This is a genomic window from Paenibacillus xylanexedens, from assembly GCF_007676705.1.
Lineage (GTDB): Bacteria > Bacillota > Bacilli > Paenibacillales > Paenibacillaceae > Paenibacillus > Paenibacillus xylanexedens_C.
The window spans coordinates 432,188-447,822 of the sequence record NZ_VEBF01000003.1; the positions used below are offsets into that span (position 1 = coordinate 432,188).

17 protein-coding genes are annotated in these 15,635 nt (G+C 48.6%); 3 read left to right on the forward strand and 14 right to left on the reverse strand.

Annotated elements, in window-relative coordinates; all coding sequences use genetic code 11:
* Positions 1–332: 332 nt before the first annotated feature.
* The 4 genes from FS628_RS19780 to lspA all read right to left on the reverse strand — a co-directional run bounded on the left by FS628_RS19780 (position 333) and on the right by lspA (position 4,261).
* Complete coding sequence (locus FS628_RS19780; RefSeq protein WP_145324760.1) at positions 333–1,160, reverse strand: carbohydrate ABC transporter permease; 828 nt, start codon at positions 1,158–1,160, stop codon at positions 333–335.
* The gene (locus FS628_RS19785) at positions 1,160–2,026 is read right to left on the reverse strand and encodes a carbohydrate ABC transporter permease (protein ID WP_036606633.1); all 867 of its coding nucleotides are present in this window, start codon (positions 2,024–2,026) and stop codon (positions 1,160–1,162) included. The genes FS628_RS19780 and FS628_RS19785 overlap by 1 nt, the downstream gene beginning before the upstream one ends.
* A gap of 24 nt (positions 2,027–2,050) precedes the next feature.
* The gene (locus FS628_RS19790) at positions 2,051–3,241 is read right to left on the reverse strand and encodes an ABC transporter substrate-binding protein (RefSeq protein WP_440131300.1); all 1,191 of its coding nucleotides are present in this window, start codon (positions 3,239–3,241) and stop codon (positions 2,051–2,053) included.
* Between the two features lie 528 nt (positions 3,242–3,769).
* Complete coding sequence (gene lspA / locus FS628_RS19795; protein ID WP_145324761.1) at positions 3,770–4,261, reverse strand: signal peptidase II; 492 nt, start codon at positions 4,259–4,261, stop codon at positions 3,770–3,772.
* A 237-nt stretch (positions 4,262–4,498) separates the two neighbouring features.
* Here lspA and FS628_RS19800 point away from each other — a divergent pair, with 237 nt between their 5' ends.
* Positions 4,499–4,966, forward strand: coding sequence for a heme-degrading domain-containing protein (locus tag FS628_RS19800; protein ID WP_145325014.1), 468 nt, complete (start codon positions 4,499–4,501; stop codon positions 4,964–4,966).
* 75 nt (positions 4,967–5,041) lie between these two features.
* Here FS628_RS19800 and FS628_RS19805 read toward each other — a convergent pair whose 3' ends face one another.
* The 10 genes from FS628_RS19805 to FS628_RS19845 all read right to left on the reverse strand — a co-directional run bounded on the left by FS628_RS19805 (position 5,042) and on the right by FS628_RS19845 (position 13,994).
* A complete protein-coding gene (locus FS628_RS19805) occupies positions 5,042–5,989 on the reverse strand; it encodes a nucleoside hydrolase (protein ID WP_145324762.1) in 948 nt (315 codons plus the stop codon).
* Positions 5,990–6,274: 285 nt separating this feature from the next.
* A complete protein-coding gene (locus FS628_RS19810) occupies positions 6,275–6,679 on the reverse strand; it encodes a DUF350 domain-containing protein (protein ID WP_145324763.1) in 405 nt (134 codons plus the stop codon).
* A complete protein-coding gene (locus tag FS628_RS19815) occupies positions 6,661–8,040 on the reverse strand; it encodes a glutathionylspermidine synthase family protein (RefSeq protein ID WP_145324764.1) in 1,380 nt (459 codons plus the stop codon). Before FS628_RS19815 ends, FS628_RS19810 begins: the two co-directional genes overlap by 19 nt.
* A gap of 4 nt (positions 8,041–8,044) precedes the next feature.
* Positions 8,045–8,329 carry a hypothetical protein gene (locus FS628_RS19820; protein WP_036671603.1) on the reverse strand — a complete coding sequence of 95 codons (285 nt, stop codon included), beginning with the start codon at positions 8,327–8,329 and terminating at the stop codon, positions 8,045–8,047.
* Positions 8,329–8,796 carry a hypothetical protein gene (locus tag FS628_RS19825; RefSeq protein ID WP_145324765.1) on the reverse strand — a complete coding sequence of 156 codons (468 nt, stop codon included), beginning with the start codon at positions 8,794–8,796 and terminating at the stop codon, positions 8,329–8,331. Before FS628_RS19825 ends, FS628_RS19820 begins: the two co-directional genes overlap by 1 nt.
* 406 nt (positions 8,797–9,202) lie before the next feature.
* The gene (abc-f, locus tag FS628_RS19830) at positions 9,203–11,284 is read right to left on the reverse strand and encodes a ribosomal protection-like ABC-F family protein (protein ID WP_145324766.1); all 2,082 of its coding nucleotides are present in this window, start codon (positions 11,282–11,284) and stop codon (positions 9,203–9,205) included.
* A gap of 98 nt (positions 11,285–11,382) precedes the next feature.
* Complete coding sequence (locus FS628_RS31445; protein ID WP_017691697.1) at positions 11,383–11,544, reverse strand: hypothetical protein; 162 nt, start codon at positions 11,542–11,544, stop codon at positions 11,383–11,385.
* A gap of 111 nt (positions 11,545–11,655) precedes the next feature.
* On the reverse strand, positions 11,656–11,940 hold the full coding sequence (locus FS628_RS19835; RefSeq protein WP_145324767.1) for a YesK family protein: 285 nt from the start codon (positions 11,938–11,940) through the stop codon (positions 11,656–11,658).
* Positions 11,941–11,993: 53 nt separating this feature from the next.
* Positions 11,994–12,992, reverse strand: a complete 999-nt coding sequence (locus FS628_RS19840) for a glycosyltransferase (protein ID WP_145324768.1) — start codon at positions 12,990–12,992, stop codon at positions 11,994–11,996.
* 18 nt (positions 12,993–13,010) lie between these two features.
* Positions 13,011–13,994 carry a phosphotransferase family protein gene (locus FS628_RS19845; protein ID WP_145324769.1) on the reverse strand — a complete coding sequence of 328 codons (984 nt, stop codon included), beginning with the start codon at positions 13,992–13,994 and terminating at the stop codon, positions 13,011–13,013.
* A 169-nt stretch (positions 13,995–14,163) separates the two neighbouring features.
* Here FS628_RS19845 and FS628_RS19850 point away from each other — a divergent pair, with 169 nt between their 5' ends.
* Complete coding sequence (locus tag FS628_RS19850) at positions 14,164–14,754, forward strand: TetR/AcrR family transcriptional regulator (RefSeq protein WP_145325015.1); 591 nt, start codon at positions 14,164–14,166, stop codon at positions 14,752–14,754.
* 188 nt (positions 14,755–14,942) lie between these two features.
* Positions 14,943–15,521, forward strand: a complete 579-nt coding sequence (locus FS628_RS19855; protein WP_145324770.1) for an NAD(P)H-dependent oxidoreductase — start codon at positions 14,943–14,945, stop codon at positions 15,519–15,521.
* The last annotated feature ends 114 nt before the right edge of the window (positions 15,522–15,635 follow it).

Genomic DNA, 15,635 nt, shown 5'->3' on the forward strand with positions numbered 1-15,635 from the left:
TCCCATTCTCCTCTCTCTGCATGTAAAAGAAACCGCCAACTTACGCCTGTGCTCTTGAAGACTGGGTACAAACGATGCCGGATTCATCCACGTATTCAGTTCATTCGTTAAAGCGCTTGCAAAATTGAACCTTAATCTTCTTCTCTTCTAGTCTTTGTTTACCGTTTAAACTAACGACTAAAAAATAGCATAAATTTACAGGTTAATCAATCCACCTGAAAAGCTTTCGAACGCTAAATGCCAATGATCAAAAAAAAGAGAGGGGACTGTTAAAGTCCACCTCTCTTATCTGATTCTCTTGCACCTATTCTATTCTTTCTCACATCTATCCGTTATTTCACGGACCCTTGTGTAACTCCGTTGATGATCCACTTCTGTGCGAACAGATAGATGATAATCATCGGCAGCAACGCGAGCAGGTAGGATGCAAACGCAAGATTAAACTCGGTATTGAACTGCCCTTGGAATACATACTGTACCAGCGGCAACGTGTACTGTTCCGGATCACTGATAATAATGAGTGGCAGCAAGAAGTCGTTGTACGTGGACAGACAAGTCAGAATACCGACCGTGGCACTGATGGGTGCCATGAGCGGGAAAATGATTTTCCAGAACGTGCCCCAGGTTGTCGCCCCATCCACAAACGCCGCTTCCTCCAGCGCTACCGGAATGGATCGGATGTAGCCAACGTACACAAATACGTTAAATGCCAGGCCATATACCGTGTGCAGCAGGATCAGACCTACCAGATTCGTCATTTCCAGCGATGCGGTCAGCTTAACAATCGGCAGCATGATGATTGGGAATGGAATGAACATCGCGCTGACGAAGTAATAATAGAGCCCTTTGAAAAACTTGCGTTTCTCCATATTCCGCGCAATCGCATAGGCCACCATCGAGTTACTGAGCAGCGTCAAGAGCACAGTTGATGCGGTAACGATCGCACTGTTACGGAACGATTGGAAGAAGTTCGTCATGTCGATGGCCCTCGCGAAATTCTCCCAGTGAAGTGTGGTCGGAATAGCAAAGACCGATTGGGCCATCTGTTCCGGATTTTTCAAAGCAATCGTAACGGTCATGTACAATGGGAACAGGATAAACAGGGTACCCAGCACAACGAGCAGCATAACGAGCCAATTGATTCGTGTACGGCTTCTCATTACAGATCCATCTCCCTTCTTTGCAGGAACCGGATTTGCAGAATTGAAATCACCGCAATAACGATGAAGTAAATAACCGAGTTCGCAGATTGATACGCATATTCGCCGCCTTCAAATCCGCCGGTGTAGATCAGATGGGAGATGGACTGCGTCGCCCGTCCGGGACCACCGTTGGTCAAGGCTACGATTTGGTCGAAGACCATAAGCGAGTTTTTCATTGCCAGCACCATATTAATGGTGAAGAACGGGGCAATGAGCGGGAAGGTAATACTCCAGAATTCACGCCATTTGCCTGCACCGTCGAGGTTGGATGCCTCGTAGAGTGTCGTTGGTATCGTTTGCAGACCAGCCAAATACAGAATCGTATTCAGGGCCACGGATTGCCATACTGCAACAATGACGATACCGATCCAAGCCAGACTTTCGCTACCTAGAATGTTGGTGGATAGCGCATTGATGCCCAGATTTTGTCCCCAGATTGGGAATACGTTGGAGAACAGGTAGTTAAATATGTAACCTACGATCAGTACACTCAGAATATTGGGCAGGAAGTAGATGCCGCGGAAAAAGTTACGGAACTTGATCTTGGCATTCAGCCCCAGTGCAATGAGCAGGCTCAGGATATTGGTCAGGATCGTCACAACGATCGCGAACTTGAACGTAAACCAGTAGGCGTTACCTACATTGTCATCTTGGAACAAGTTGAAATAGTTTTTGAAGCCAACAAAATCATATTCTTTCCCGAATCCGTTGTAATTCGTAAATGAATAATAGATGCCCTGGAGGGCCGGCAGTGTCATAAATACAAAGAACAATACTACCGCCGGAACCGTCATCCAGTAATAAGGTGCGATACGCTTGTTCATATTCCATCCTCCTTCAGACAAGGCTTAACGCCGGTTCGCGACCTTGTCCCATTCTTTGTCGAGTGTATCTAGATAGTTGTCGATGTTTTGGTTCTGCAAAAAGGACTGTACGATGGAATTCAGCTGCACGGCAGCCGGTATATAGTGATCGGCAAAGTCAATGACCTTGCCCTGCTCAATGTATGGCATCAATTCCTGTACGGCAGGATCATCCTGCTTCACGTCTTCTACCGCAGAGAACAGCGTCTGTTCGTCAATGTATCTTCCGATATTTTCAGGATCTAACAGAAACGCAATAAACGTCTCTGCCTGCTCGCGATTAGGCGTGTCCGCTGCAATGGTAAACAGGGAGTCGATCCCGTTCACCAGCTTGATCTCGCTTGCATCGTTGCCCGTTGGGAATGGGAAGAAACCGATGTCAACATTCGGGTTCGCTTTGCGAATCTCCGAGATGGCCCAGGTTCCCTGGATGTACATGAAGGCTTCACCGTTAGCAAAAGCACGGTTACCATCCGAATAGGCTTTACCAAAGTTATCGCCGTGACCGTACTTCATGAGTTCCAGCTGCTTCTCAGCTACTTCGCGGTATTCCTCCTTGAACGTCACTTTGTTATCGCGCCGCTCTTGGTAGAAATCAATACCGACCAGATTGGAGCCAAGTGCATTGAAGGGCAGGCTCGTCTGCCAGTCATCCTTGTATGTGAAGTAAAATGGAATCTCACCTGCATCTTTAATCTTTTGGGCGGTCGCGATAAGTTCATCCCACGTCTTGGGCACGTCCAATCCCATTTCCTTAAACAGCGTTTTGTTGTACATGATGCCGTTTGCATTAGTCGCGTAAGGAATACCTGTCACTTCATCCATGCCTGTGAGATCCTTCAGCATTTGTATGTAGTTCGGATCAATCGTCTGGAGTAATGAACTGTCCGTCAAATTGGTGAAAATATCACTCTGAGCCAAAATGGAGTAGGTGTCGGTTGCCCCCATGGCCATAATATCCGGGATATCATTTTTGACGACACGCGTCTTCAATACCGTCTCTGCATCGGGCGGATTCACCTGTGTCACCTGAATATCGTCATGCTCCGCGTTGAACGTCTTTATCAATTCATCAAAGGTTGTTTTGGCTTCAGGTTTGTTCTGGAAAAATTCAATCTGCACTTTGCCATTCGCACTATCCCCACTGGTACAGGAAGATAGAAGTACAGCCATCATTCCACACAGCAACATTGTCCCGAGAGCCTTGGTAAGCGTTGTTCTCATGTTGTACCTCCCTCAGCTTAATAAATTGAACTAATGTGATTTACACGCTGTCACTCCGATTGCAGTACCATCTTCCGATCGTTGTTATCCCCAGATTTTTTCGATTCCCTTCCTCAAAGGGAAAATCCGGTTTTAGCGTATGCTTTCGAAGCAGCTTTCTTTCAGAAAGCTTTTAGCTACGCTTCTTCAGATTGGTTCTGCACTCTCCGTGTTCGTGTATATCTTAGTTTCACTTTATATACGTAAAGATTTACCCATTCAATTGGTGAAATAACCATTTGGTTAATCCTTCCAAACTAACTTCAATCTGAATGGATGATATAAGCCTTTATTATTTCTAAAACGGTTTCGGTAAAATTGAATCAAGGCAGTTCTTCCCATGACCCGAATCGGGCATAACAAAAAGGACACTGGATGATATCCAATGTCCCTCATTTATTAAGCTTATATTTAGCCACTGTAACGTATTTATCCAACCTATTACGAACGCTCAACCTTCGGCAAAGCATTGCGTAAACGCTTGGCCCGATAACTCTGAAATGCACGAATCAGCATGCCAATAATGATCATGACCACACCCACATTAATCGCGACATCGGCGAAATTCAGAATCCCCCGCCCTGACGGAAACACGAGGAAATCCGTTACCCTGGCATAGATAAATCGATCGATCGCATTTCCCAAGGCTCCGCCAACCATAAAACCAGCGCCAGCTTGCATCCAGAAACCGCGAATCTCACCTTTTCTGCGGTAATACAGCATACCTGCTATGAACAAAACAGCGATCACGCCAAAGAGACGCGCATTCCCTTGAAACAGACTGCCAGCCATTCCGCTATTCTCGTAATGCTGCAATTGCATGCCGGAGTCACCCAGTCTCATCACGTCACCGACTTCCATATACATCCTCACTGCGATTTTGGTTCCCTGATCAACCAAAGTTACCAGCAGTGCTACAAAATAAAACAGCATCGTGCCTCTCCTCCTGCCTACTGAACGACAAATTATTTTAACTTTAAGAGTTTTGTATATTAGGTTCCCTTCACTTTAACACAGCCGATGTATGGTCTCCAAATGAGCGCTCTTTAACTTGCATAAAAAATCTACTAACCTCGTTCAGACTTCATCGAGAAGGGACTACACCAATCCATGTCGAATGTAGACATCAATCATATATGTAAAGGGGCTGCCTGTAATTTGAACCTGACCATGACAGAGAAATTAAAGGAAATGCAGCAGGAAGAAAAGGACTTGGTATTCAGCACATTTGATTCTGAAACGGCGCTTAGACTTGGCCTGCATCTGGTCGAGGAAGCGAAACGTCGTTCACAAGCCGTAACCATTGATATCACCCTGAAGGGACATCGCCTCTTTTTGCACGCCATGGAAGGCACTCATCCCGATAACGAAGATTTGATTCGCCGCAAGAACAATGTAGTCAATCATTTCTCCTCTAGCTCTTGGCATACAGCCCTACGCCTTAGAAACGAGGGCCAGACCCTTGAGCAAGACTTCAATCTGCCTGCATCTGATTATGTCCTGGCTGGAGGGGCTTTCCCGCTGATTCTGGAAAATGAGGGACAGGTCGGCACCATTACAATATCGGGTTTGCCTGATGAGGAAGACCATGATCTGGTCACGACTGGCATCCGTTCGTTTTTGTTGCAGCAAGGTTAGATTAAAATGAGCAAAAAAATCCGTACCTGGAAAAGGCACGGATTTTTTCTTGTTCCTGCAGTTTAATTACTGCGTTTATTGGATGGCTGAGAGAACATCCAGCAGCATGGATTTGAATTTGGGCCGGTCAATGCCCTCACATACACGCACATTGGGCTCTTTGCCAAAACGTCCGTTGATATCGACCACACTGTATCCACGTGTCAGCTCTCCTGCCGCTTCCACATCCACATAATATTGACCTGACTTGGTCATGATGGATTCATCCGCAGCTACAGCCATCAGCAACGTATCGGGATGAGTGGTGCCATTCAGCTTATGTACCGACTTGTTGAACTGCATAACCACTTTGTTAATGGCTGTGAAGAAATCAGCACCAGATGTACCGAGAGCTGCAATTTCTGCATGATCATCATCGTCCATGACTGAATATTGCGTGCACATCTCCCAGCCTACCATCGTGATTGGAATGCCGGCATGCAGTACAATTTTCGCTGCTTCCGGGTCCACGTAGAAGTTATATTCCGCCGCCGGTGTGATATTGCCCAGTGCATTATTCGTTCCGCCCATGATATACAGGTGAGCAATCTCCGGAATAATTGTGGGGTCCTTCTGGATCGCCATTGCAATATTAGTCAGCGGGGCAATCGCCAGCAGCTCAATTTCACCTGGATGTGCGTGCACCTTCTCAATGATAAAATCAACCGCGTGCCCGCTCTCGGGACGTTGATCCGCCTTGGGAAAATGCGCGCCGCCCATGCCGTCATCGCCATGCACATCTTCCACTGTGCGGTGCTGAGCCTTTCCATAGGCCATTAGCGGACGCTCGCAACCTTTATATACAGGCACCTTGCCGCCATGTCCAGCAACCTGTACCGTGTACAGGGCATTTTCAACTTCCTGGTCGAATTGTACGTTACCGCCCGTAATCGTGATGCCTTCCACCTGAAAGTGGTGCAATGCCGTCAGGATCGCAATCGTATCGTCTCCTGCTGTATCTGTATCGATGATGACTCTTCTCATGATGCCGCGCTCCTTCTTCCGTCTGATATTCATTTAGAACAAAAATACAACATTACACTTAATAACTCTGCGTACAGAACAATCTTATGATCGCTGTTACCCTCGGATTTTTTTATATACCTTCTCTCAAAGGTAAAAATCCGATGATAGCTTATGCTTACGATGCAGCTTCCTTTCAGGAAGCTTTCAAGCGAACGCTTCGCTTCTCCAGATTTTTTCTGTCCTCTTCGTTTACGTGTAAACACTATATTCATTCTAAATTATCGTTAATCCCTATGTCTTATTTTACATCAAAAACGTACCGATGACGATGGAAACGCCGATGATAATCGAACGCAGCAGCTGTGCTACCGCCATATTGCCTCGTGCAATTTCGTCACACACCCGCATTTTCGGAATCAGGAAATCAAATATAATATAGACCAGGCACAACACAATAATTCCAAGCGCCGACCACAGCAGCATATCCAGCCACGAATGCGTCGAGAAAGACACCATTCCTACGATAATACACAGTCCCAGCAATTTGCTGCCCATATACATGCCTGCCGCCTCGTTACCTTTGGCGATTTCTTCACTATCGTTATACCGGGTCAATTTGCTAAAAGCGAAATATCCACACACCAATACCACCAGCAGAATGCCTACACCCACCGCAACATTCAGCAAGTTCAATCCCAAGTTCTCCATTCCTTCTCCTCCTCATCATTCATCCGTTCACGAACCGTAGCCGCACAATAATAGGCCATATCTCCGGTTACTTTCTCCCCGACCCGTGGTAGCAACCCAGCCAAACGCCCACCGATAACAAACACCCCTGTAAGCAGATAGCCGCTGTACGCTCCAGCTTCCGTCTCGATCACAACCTGTTCCATCGGAACCAGCTGCTGATAGATTTTGGGCTGATTTTCGTAATAAGCTGTAATTTCCTCTTCATCCTCTTTGGCTTGGTCTTTCACCCTCAGGGTTGAATCGTGAGCCGACTCTTCCTCCTGAACTGCACTTCCATCCAGCAAAAGAGTACCTCTGCCCTCGCGTCCCCAATAACTTTTGGATACATACGGTATGGCATTCAGCTCGAAAGGCTCTGCCGAAAAATAGGTGGGCAGCAGATATCGGGAAATCACGTCCATTTCCGCTTCATCAAAGAGGGTAAACCCGCAATAATCCGGGGTTTGCTCGTTACGCTCGTAGAGCGACCAGATTGCCGCCATGAAGCCTTTGCTCTGCATCAGTACATGCTGAACCGGATTCATCAGGCCTAGTCGTCCCTCCCGTACAAGATCAAGCAGCGCAGCACCAATCTCCACGCCTGTCGTCTCATCCCGATCATCGATTAGATACTCCAGCGGATAGAGACGGTATAGCAGGTTGATCTCCCGACCCTGATGGTAAAGCGCCTCCCCAGGAACAATCTCCAGTTCCTCCAATGGGGCATAGAAGACATCGTATCCGGCTTCCTGACAGCGTCTCATCAGGTATTCCGTATTCGTTCGATCTTCGATATGTTCGCCAAAAGAAGTAAACGTCACCGGACCCTGCAATCCCTGCTCTGCATAGAATTCCAGCCACATTTTGAAACACGCCCGAATACGTGCATCCATCTTGGCAGATGGCGCAGTGAACGCAGCATCCTCAGTTAGACCAACCAGGATATCCTCCAGTGCAGCAGCCTCCGGTATACCCGTAGGGGTGTCCGTATTATTTTCAATACACTTCGGCCCAGCATCTCCAATAATCCAATCCTGACGGGTAATGCCTCCAGTCACCATCTCCATACGTGCCGTCGGAATAAGCCCCGGATGGATACCGAGCTGATGCTCTAAAAATGAATCCGGCATATATTGCTGGATAAATCGCATCACTTTACAGTAAATGCCGTCTACCGCCTCCGCTGCCGCACGCAGCTCCTGCATCTCCAAGGGAGAATAGACCGTCAATGCAGGCACACAATACTGCTTCCCGTACATTCGATGATATGGGATCTGTTGTCCTGCTTCACCCTGAAATACCTCTTCGTGACTAGAGGGCAGTTGAACCACTTGCCTCATCCGGTTATCCTCCCGAACTGCGGAAGAAGCTACCGAAGCCGCTTGATTTGGACTTGGATTTGCTATAGGAGCTGTTACTGTCCTTGTTGCTTCGATACGACGACCCGCCGTAGTAATAGTGTCCGCTACTGGAATCATATTCACATCCGGTATCATACTCCGGGTCACATTCATCATTGTTGCTGCCACAACCGGATAACACGGCAGGAACCGCCAGCATCAGGGAGAAAGCAACCAGCTTCGCTTTTGATCCGGGTTTGGATGCTTGCCCCCGCTCTTGGTCACTCATCACAGATCCACCTCTTTCATATAAAACAATACTTTCTTGCGATCCGCATCCAGCACGGAATACAGGAACTCATACGTCTTGCCACTGCGGACCATGTAATGGTCCAGCAGTTGCTCGGCAAGCTCCATCGTATAGGTGGATGACGCTGTGAGCTCCAACTCCTGAAACGAACTTCCATTCCACAGCATATACTCTGCGCTGTACATGGAAGACATTTTGCACATCGCCAGCGCAGCATCCGCAATGGCTGCACCGTACTCATCCGGCATCTGTTGGTCATATGCCGTCACGTATACTGCATGTTCCCGCCCATCCTGGCATTCATTGGACAGATGTGCCCAGAGTTTGTTTTTCATCAGGGTAGCATCCACCAGTTTGCGCATGAATAGTTCATCACGCGTGACTGAAGTCTGTTCCAGCACCCCTGTCTCCGCCTGTCGATCATCTGACCAACTCCGATACGTCAATGAATAATAGATACCGATAACCTCCCTTTTTTGCGAGCTCTTAGGTGAGCCGTTTCAATTCATACAAACGTATTTAACGCATCAGAAGGAAAAAAGTTACACTAGTGAATCAATTTCATAGTACCTTTAGCTGCTTCAAATCAAGGCTAGACATAGATCAAAATGGTTTAATTTGTCTATGTCTAGTTACAAAACTCCATTTTTAGTGAGTTATGAAATTGATTCTATTCACCATGACATGTAAAGAAGCTACTGTTCGAGGCGTCGTCGATGATGCTACATTCGTGATTTAACGCTTGCTTGGCTAGCACGCAGGTTCCGCGTTTGGTATGTATCCCAGGTGCAAAAAGGCCGGAGAAGACTCTCCGACCTCGCTTGTTCAATCTTATGCTCATACTATTCTGACTTATAACTCAGCCCACTGGGCCAATACATCATTGTATTCAGTGGACAATTGCTCCCGGTCATTCCAGATTTGTTCCAGTTCAAGCGGATTGTTCTGTACCATTTCCAACTGTTGATCCAGCACCTGAATCTCTGCCTCAAGACGAGCAAGGGTCTTCTCCAGCTTCTCCGCAGACAGTATATTGCCGTTGCTACTTCTATGATTCGATGCAGTTACTGCCGAAGGAGTCAACGCCTTGCTTGATCCTGTGGAAACTTCATGATCACGACTTCCATCGGTAGCCGCAACAGTGGAACCGTTCAATGTCGAGGTTGCTTCTGGTTGCTTCCCTGATCTGGCAGTCCCGCCGGGCGCGGACGTTAAACCTGACTTCATCTCTGACTTGGCATTCCCACGAGAAGAAACTCCCGCTCCTGCTGTAACTTGACCTGTCGCCGCTGCACGAGCTTGCATATCAAGCTTCTTCTCACGATACGCCTCATAGTCTCCCAGATAAGCGGTCATCTGTCCGTCCTCCAGTTCCCAGACACGGGAAGCGAGGCGATTGACGAAATACCGATCATGCGAGATGGCAAGTACGGTTCCTTCAAAATCAACCAAGGATTCTTCCAGCGCTTCTCTGGATGCGACATCCAGATGGTTGGTCGGCTCATCGAGCAGCAGTACATTGGGTTTGCGTTGAACCAGCAGAGCCAGCCGCAGGCGCGTCCATTCCCCGCCAGATAATTGCCCGACAGAGCGGAATACATCCGCTCCATAGAACAGATATCGGGCCAGAATCCCGCGAGCCTCGCCTTCCTCCACACCCGCTTCCAGACGGAAGTATTCAAGTACATTCAGCTTCGGATTCGTGGGTTCCTCCTGTTGAGCCAGATACCCGACATCCACACGCGCCCCCCACTCCAGCTTGCCAGCATTGGGTTGCTCGTCACCAAGCAACAGCTTGAATAGGGTCGTCTTGCCGGAACCATTGCGGCCAATGAGTGCAATTTTATCCCCATATTCCAGCAGACCCGAGATTCCGCGCAGGATTTCACGCTCACCATAGCTCTTCTCGACCTGTTCCAATACCGCTACCCGTTTACCCGTTCGATCCGTAGGGCGCACATCGAACTCGGCATTGCGGCGCTCCAGCACAGGACGCTTCACCTGTTCCATCCGCTCGATTGCTTTACGCATCGAAGCCGCCCGTCTGAAGAACTTTTCATTGCCGCCCACACGACCCCATTCCTCCAGTTGGCGGATCGTTTCTTTCATTTTTTTGATAACCTTCTGCTGCTCTTTAAACTCCTCGAATTGCTGCAACAGCCGTTGTTCCTTCACTTTCATATATTCCGTATAACCGCCAGCAGACGTTTCTGCTTCGCCATCCTCCAGCTCCAGTGTTCGATTCACGACCCGATCCAGAAAATAGCGATCATGCGAGATCAGGACAATGGTTCCCGTGTACTCTCGCAAATATCCTTCCAGCCACTCGACCCGCTCCAGATCGAGATGGTTCGTCGGCTCATCCAGCAATAACAGGTCGGGCCTTACGATTAACTGTGAAGCCAGCACTACCCGAGTCTGCTCCCCACCGGACAGGGAACCGAAGCGCCAACCATAATGCGCCTTGTCAATATCCAGACCGTCCGCCACCTGATCGATCCGGGCATCCATTTCGTATCCACCCTCACGCTCGAACTGATCTTGCAGGGCTGCATAACGTTTCAGCAGGCGCTCCAATTGACTAGGGTCTGCTGCGCATGCCGGATCGGACATCTGCTGCTCCATTTCCTTCATTTGCGTGGAACATACCATGAGCTCCTTGAATCCAAGACTCAATACATCCAGAACGGTATGGTCATCCAGTCCTTCCGGAACTTGTGCCACATATCCCATTCGTGTATCTTTCTTTATCATTAATTGACCCTCGTCCGGCTTGTTCAGCCTTGCCATCAGGCGCATAAGTGTTGTCTTGCCGCTTCCGTTGCGGCCGATCAGGGCGACTTTATCACCTTCCATAATTTCAAACGTAATGCCGTCCAGCACCAGATGTGCTCCGTGGTATTGAGTCAGTTGTTGCGCGCTAATCATCATCATAATAAGGTTCCTCCTATAGGTTGGAAGATCCTGACCGCAACACAAAAAGAGCCGCAGGAGGTTAGCTCCGCGGCCCTTCAGAATTCAAGCAATATCGCTTATCGTCCGAATGAGGTCAAGGCAGGCATCTTCTCGCAAATGTTAACTTCCGTATATTCAAAATTGGACAGACTTCTCCCGTTGGTCAGAAAAGTATGAACAATGCCAGCCATAGCAATCGGCAGCTGGCTAATACGGTTGTTAAGCATCTCGTGATTCACCTGTCTTCACCTCCCTTGTCATAATTAATGTCAATATATCACAGACGGATGCGTTCCTGCAACCATCCCATCGCCCAATTCATCCGTACTGTACAGTAGCTACTGCTCTGATTAATTTCTGCCCCGTCGCCGAAGCACCACATCCCTGATCGCCACCGTAATGAGTGTTAACATTCCCGCGGTACCGAGTGACACACCGAGCAGAGCATATCCGATGCCATTCCATCCGCCAATATTGATGCTGATCATGATTACAACGGCACCGCCAAGCAAGGCCACACATGGCAATATATATTGAACCCACGTCATTCGCCGTCCTTGCAACCGATAGATAAGCCATTCAATCAGCAGCTGCACCGCCCACATTCCCAATGTCCACATGATCAGTACTTCCATAAGGTTCCCCTCCTGTTGCTGGATGGATCAAGCCCTTTGTTACAGACTTGCCTTTACTTCAACCAATCCGAGAAAAAGTTCCGGTATCCTTCTTTCATCTTCGTCCGCGAAAAAGCACCAAACGCATACTCCCGGTTGTCTTCTGACACACTGCGCGGTGCTGCCGCAGCCATGTTCACCAGTTCAAACCAATTGTCCTCATTGCCTGCAAAGGCATGCGTGGATCGAATGTGTCCGTAACACGCGTGCTCCGGTTTCACGACCATTTTACCCATCGCCATCGCTTCCGTCAGCGGCATCCCAAACGTATCAAAGGCCGAACAGTTCCAATACACCTTGGATGAGTTCATCAACGTAAATATCTCATCCTGCGTGAGCGCAAACTTCAGCTTCACATTGGCAGGAATGTCGTACTTCTTCATGGTTTCCTGATAGCGCACACCGCCGAACACCATATACACTTCCTTGTCCGGGTTCTGCCGGGCATATTCCAGGACCAGGTCAGGGCGACGGTTCGCCTCATCCCGACCGATCCAGAGCACACGATTATGCACAACCTGACTCGGGTCATAGTGCCGGTTCGCCAGCTCTTCGCTAAAGCCAATCGGGATGACGTTCACGTCATGTACACCGAAATTGCGACCCAGCTCTGTTTTCAAAAACTCCGTCTGTACAATGGCTTTATCCACCATCGTATAAAATGGCTTCATCATCTCATATCCCGTCAGCGCGGGATCGGGGAAACTATGCGGGAACAACACGCTCTTCGGTAAGAACATCTTCAAAAACGTAAACCCGGACACGGTGTAGATGACATGTTCTATATTTTGGCTATGAATCTGATCCAGCACGATATCGTAATTCACCAGGTCGCCTTTCTCATGCTCGTAACCGGGCAACCAGTCATATCCGCTGACATGACGCTCCGGCGAGATGAACACGATATCAACACCCAACTCCAGACCAATCTGCTTCAGCCGATCCGCAAATACGCGTGGCCCCTGAGCTTCTGTAAATTGAATTTTACGCATAACAAGTCCGACTTTACGCAAGCTTCTCACCCCTCATTTCTATTCCTCACGCATGTGCTTCATGCACTGTTCCAGCGTCGCTGCCGTCTCGTGCCATTGGCTTCGCAGCTGCTCCTTCGGCCACACACATCCCTCACTCCTCAGATCACTGTCAATCAAACGCAGCATCCAGAGCGAAAATACAATAGCATAGGCATCGTACCATCCTGTAAAAAGAACCCGTTCAATCTGTACGCCCAAGCTCCCCAGTTTGTCCAAATAAACATCCATAACCCGCTCTCGCAGGGCAGGCGTAACCGTTCTGGGGAACAGCGGATGCGAGAGATCCACCAGATGGTATACATCCCACAGCGGCGTATTCAGATGGGCATGCTCCCAGTCCAAGATGACCAGCCTGCCGTCCACTTCCGCCATGTTACCTGGATGCAGGTCTCCGTGACACAAAACGGTTGGAAGTTGCTCCTCAGCTGTAAGGATCAACCTAGCGATCTTGTCCCAATCCGATGCGGACAGCTGCATGTCCAGTCTGGCCAACAGATCAACGGTAGATTGCTTCTGCATTTGCAACTCATCCAACATCGTGCGAATGGACGGTTTCTGGCCCACGCGAGGCAGCTCGCTCCAATCCGTAACAGGCAATGCATGCCACGCTGCCATATGTGCCGCTGCGCCGAGCATCGTCGCTTCTTGCGAATCATGCACAAGCTGCCCCAGATCCTCGTAGATCATCCAGCTCTGTGCTGGTGCAATTGTAAGGTCAGACGCAGCAATAAGCTGTGGATAGAACGGCGGTAGAACAGACATCACACGCTCGTACATCCATCGTTCCCGTCCATGCTGCGCAGAATTCGTCAGCGGTTTGAAAATATATCTCCCACCGGTAGGAACAGTGAATCGCTCTACATATCGTCCGTTCATTCCTTTATACAACGGTTCTCGATTGGTTATATATTGATCATTCAGCATTCCTTCAGGCGTCACCCAGCTGTGTGCATCCTTCTCTTCATACACGCTACCCACCATCCATATCGTTCTCCCTACTTTTCGTATCCTCATGTTATGATTTCTATCCATCATACGTTGCCGCTCACAAGCCTGCAAGCTTTGGTCGTAAGCGCTTATTCGATGTATCAAGTCAGAGAATTCAAAAGTGCTCCTTGCATTTTGGTTAGTAATCACTTACTATACAATCATGAAGAACAAACCTCATGTGGATAGCAAAAAGAAAGATATCGTACAAGCGGCGATGCGCTTGTTCGCAACCAAAGGCGTTGACGGCATATCCGTCAAAGAGATCGGTGACGCCGCCGGAGTAACCGATGCGGCGATCTACAAACATTTTAAAAACAAAGATGCCGTTGCCCTGGAAGCCTTCACTCAATACTGTGTCGACTATACTGCATTGATTGACGGGTATGTTCGCCGGGAAGGTCCCGTGCTGGAACGCTTCAAGCAACTGGTTACCGAGGTTCTCCATCTGCATGATGAAGATCCCTACGGGCTGCTGCTGATTTCACAAAATCACGAAATATTCATTGAAGCTGGAAGCAGCGAGGATTACCGTCAGCCATTGGATGCGTTAATGGATCTGATCGATCAGGGAATCATGCGGGGTGAACTGCCTCAGCAGGATTCGAGGCTCACGGCCGTGCTGATTATCGGTGCGATTACACGTATGGCGGTCTCCAGTATGCAAGGTGAGCTACCGGAGCTGTTGGTACCTTATACGGGCGAGACTGTTCATCGTCTTGCATCAATGTTGGGACAGGTACCCCAAGAGTAGCGAGGGAGAGTGGTAGCCATTCTGACCTCGCAGAACACCAAAAAAGGGTCGGAGCTACACGTTATAAAAAGAGAGCGTCAACATACCTTCAGGATATACAGATGGATTACCGGGTCATACGTGACCTTTTCTTTTTGCACATGAGGTTAGTGTTCATTAACTAAAATAGTCAGGACGTGTCATCTTCGATGAAGAAAATATTAATTATTCAAGGCAATCCCGTCTCCCCCAGTTACAACGGCGCAATCGCCGAGGCGTACCGCAAAGGTGCGGTGCAAGCTGGTGCCGACGTCCGCATGATCACCCTGAACGAGTTGGCGTTTAATATGAATCTGGAAGGAGGATATCGCAATAAACTTCCACTCGAACCAGATTTGCTGCAAGCCCAAGAAGCGATCAAGTGGGCCGAGCATCTCGTATGGGTATTCCCAATCTGGTGGGGAGGACCGCCTGCCCTGCTGAAAGGTTTCATTGACCGGATCTTCATGCCAGGTTATGCCTTCAAGTATCAGAAAGGAAAACCTTTCCCGGATCAACTACTCAAAGGCCGCACCGCCCGCATGATCACCACGATGGATGGTCCGAGCTGGTACTTCAAATGGTTCCAGGGTGAGCCCGCACACAAGATGATGAAAATCTCCACATTTGGACTGACAGGCATCAAACCTGTGCGTATAACAACGGTAGATCAAGTGGGGAAAAAGTCGGATGAACAAAGAAAGCATTGGCTGGATAAGATCGAGCAGCTTGGGCGGAAGATGGGGTAAGACAGAAAATTGCCTAATCCTAAACAAAACAAAAAAGGGGATGTCCCTGCGTCATGTTCAAGACGGGACACCCCTTTTTTTTGCGTTCGTTATAGTCTAACGAACCTTGCACAC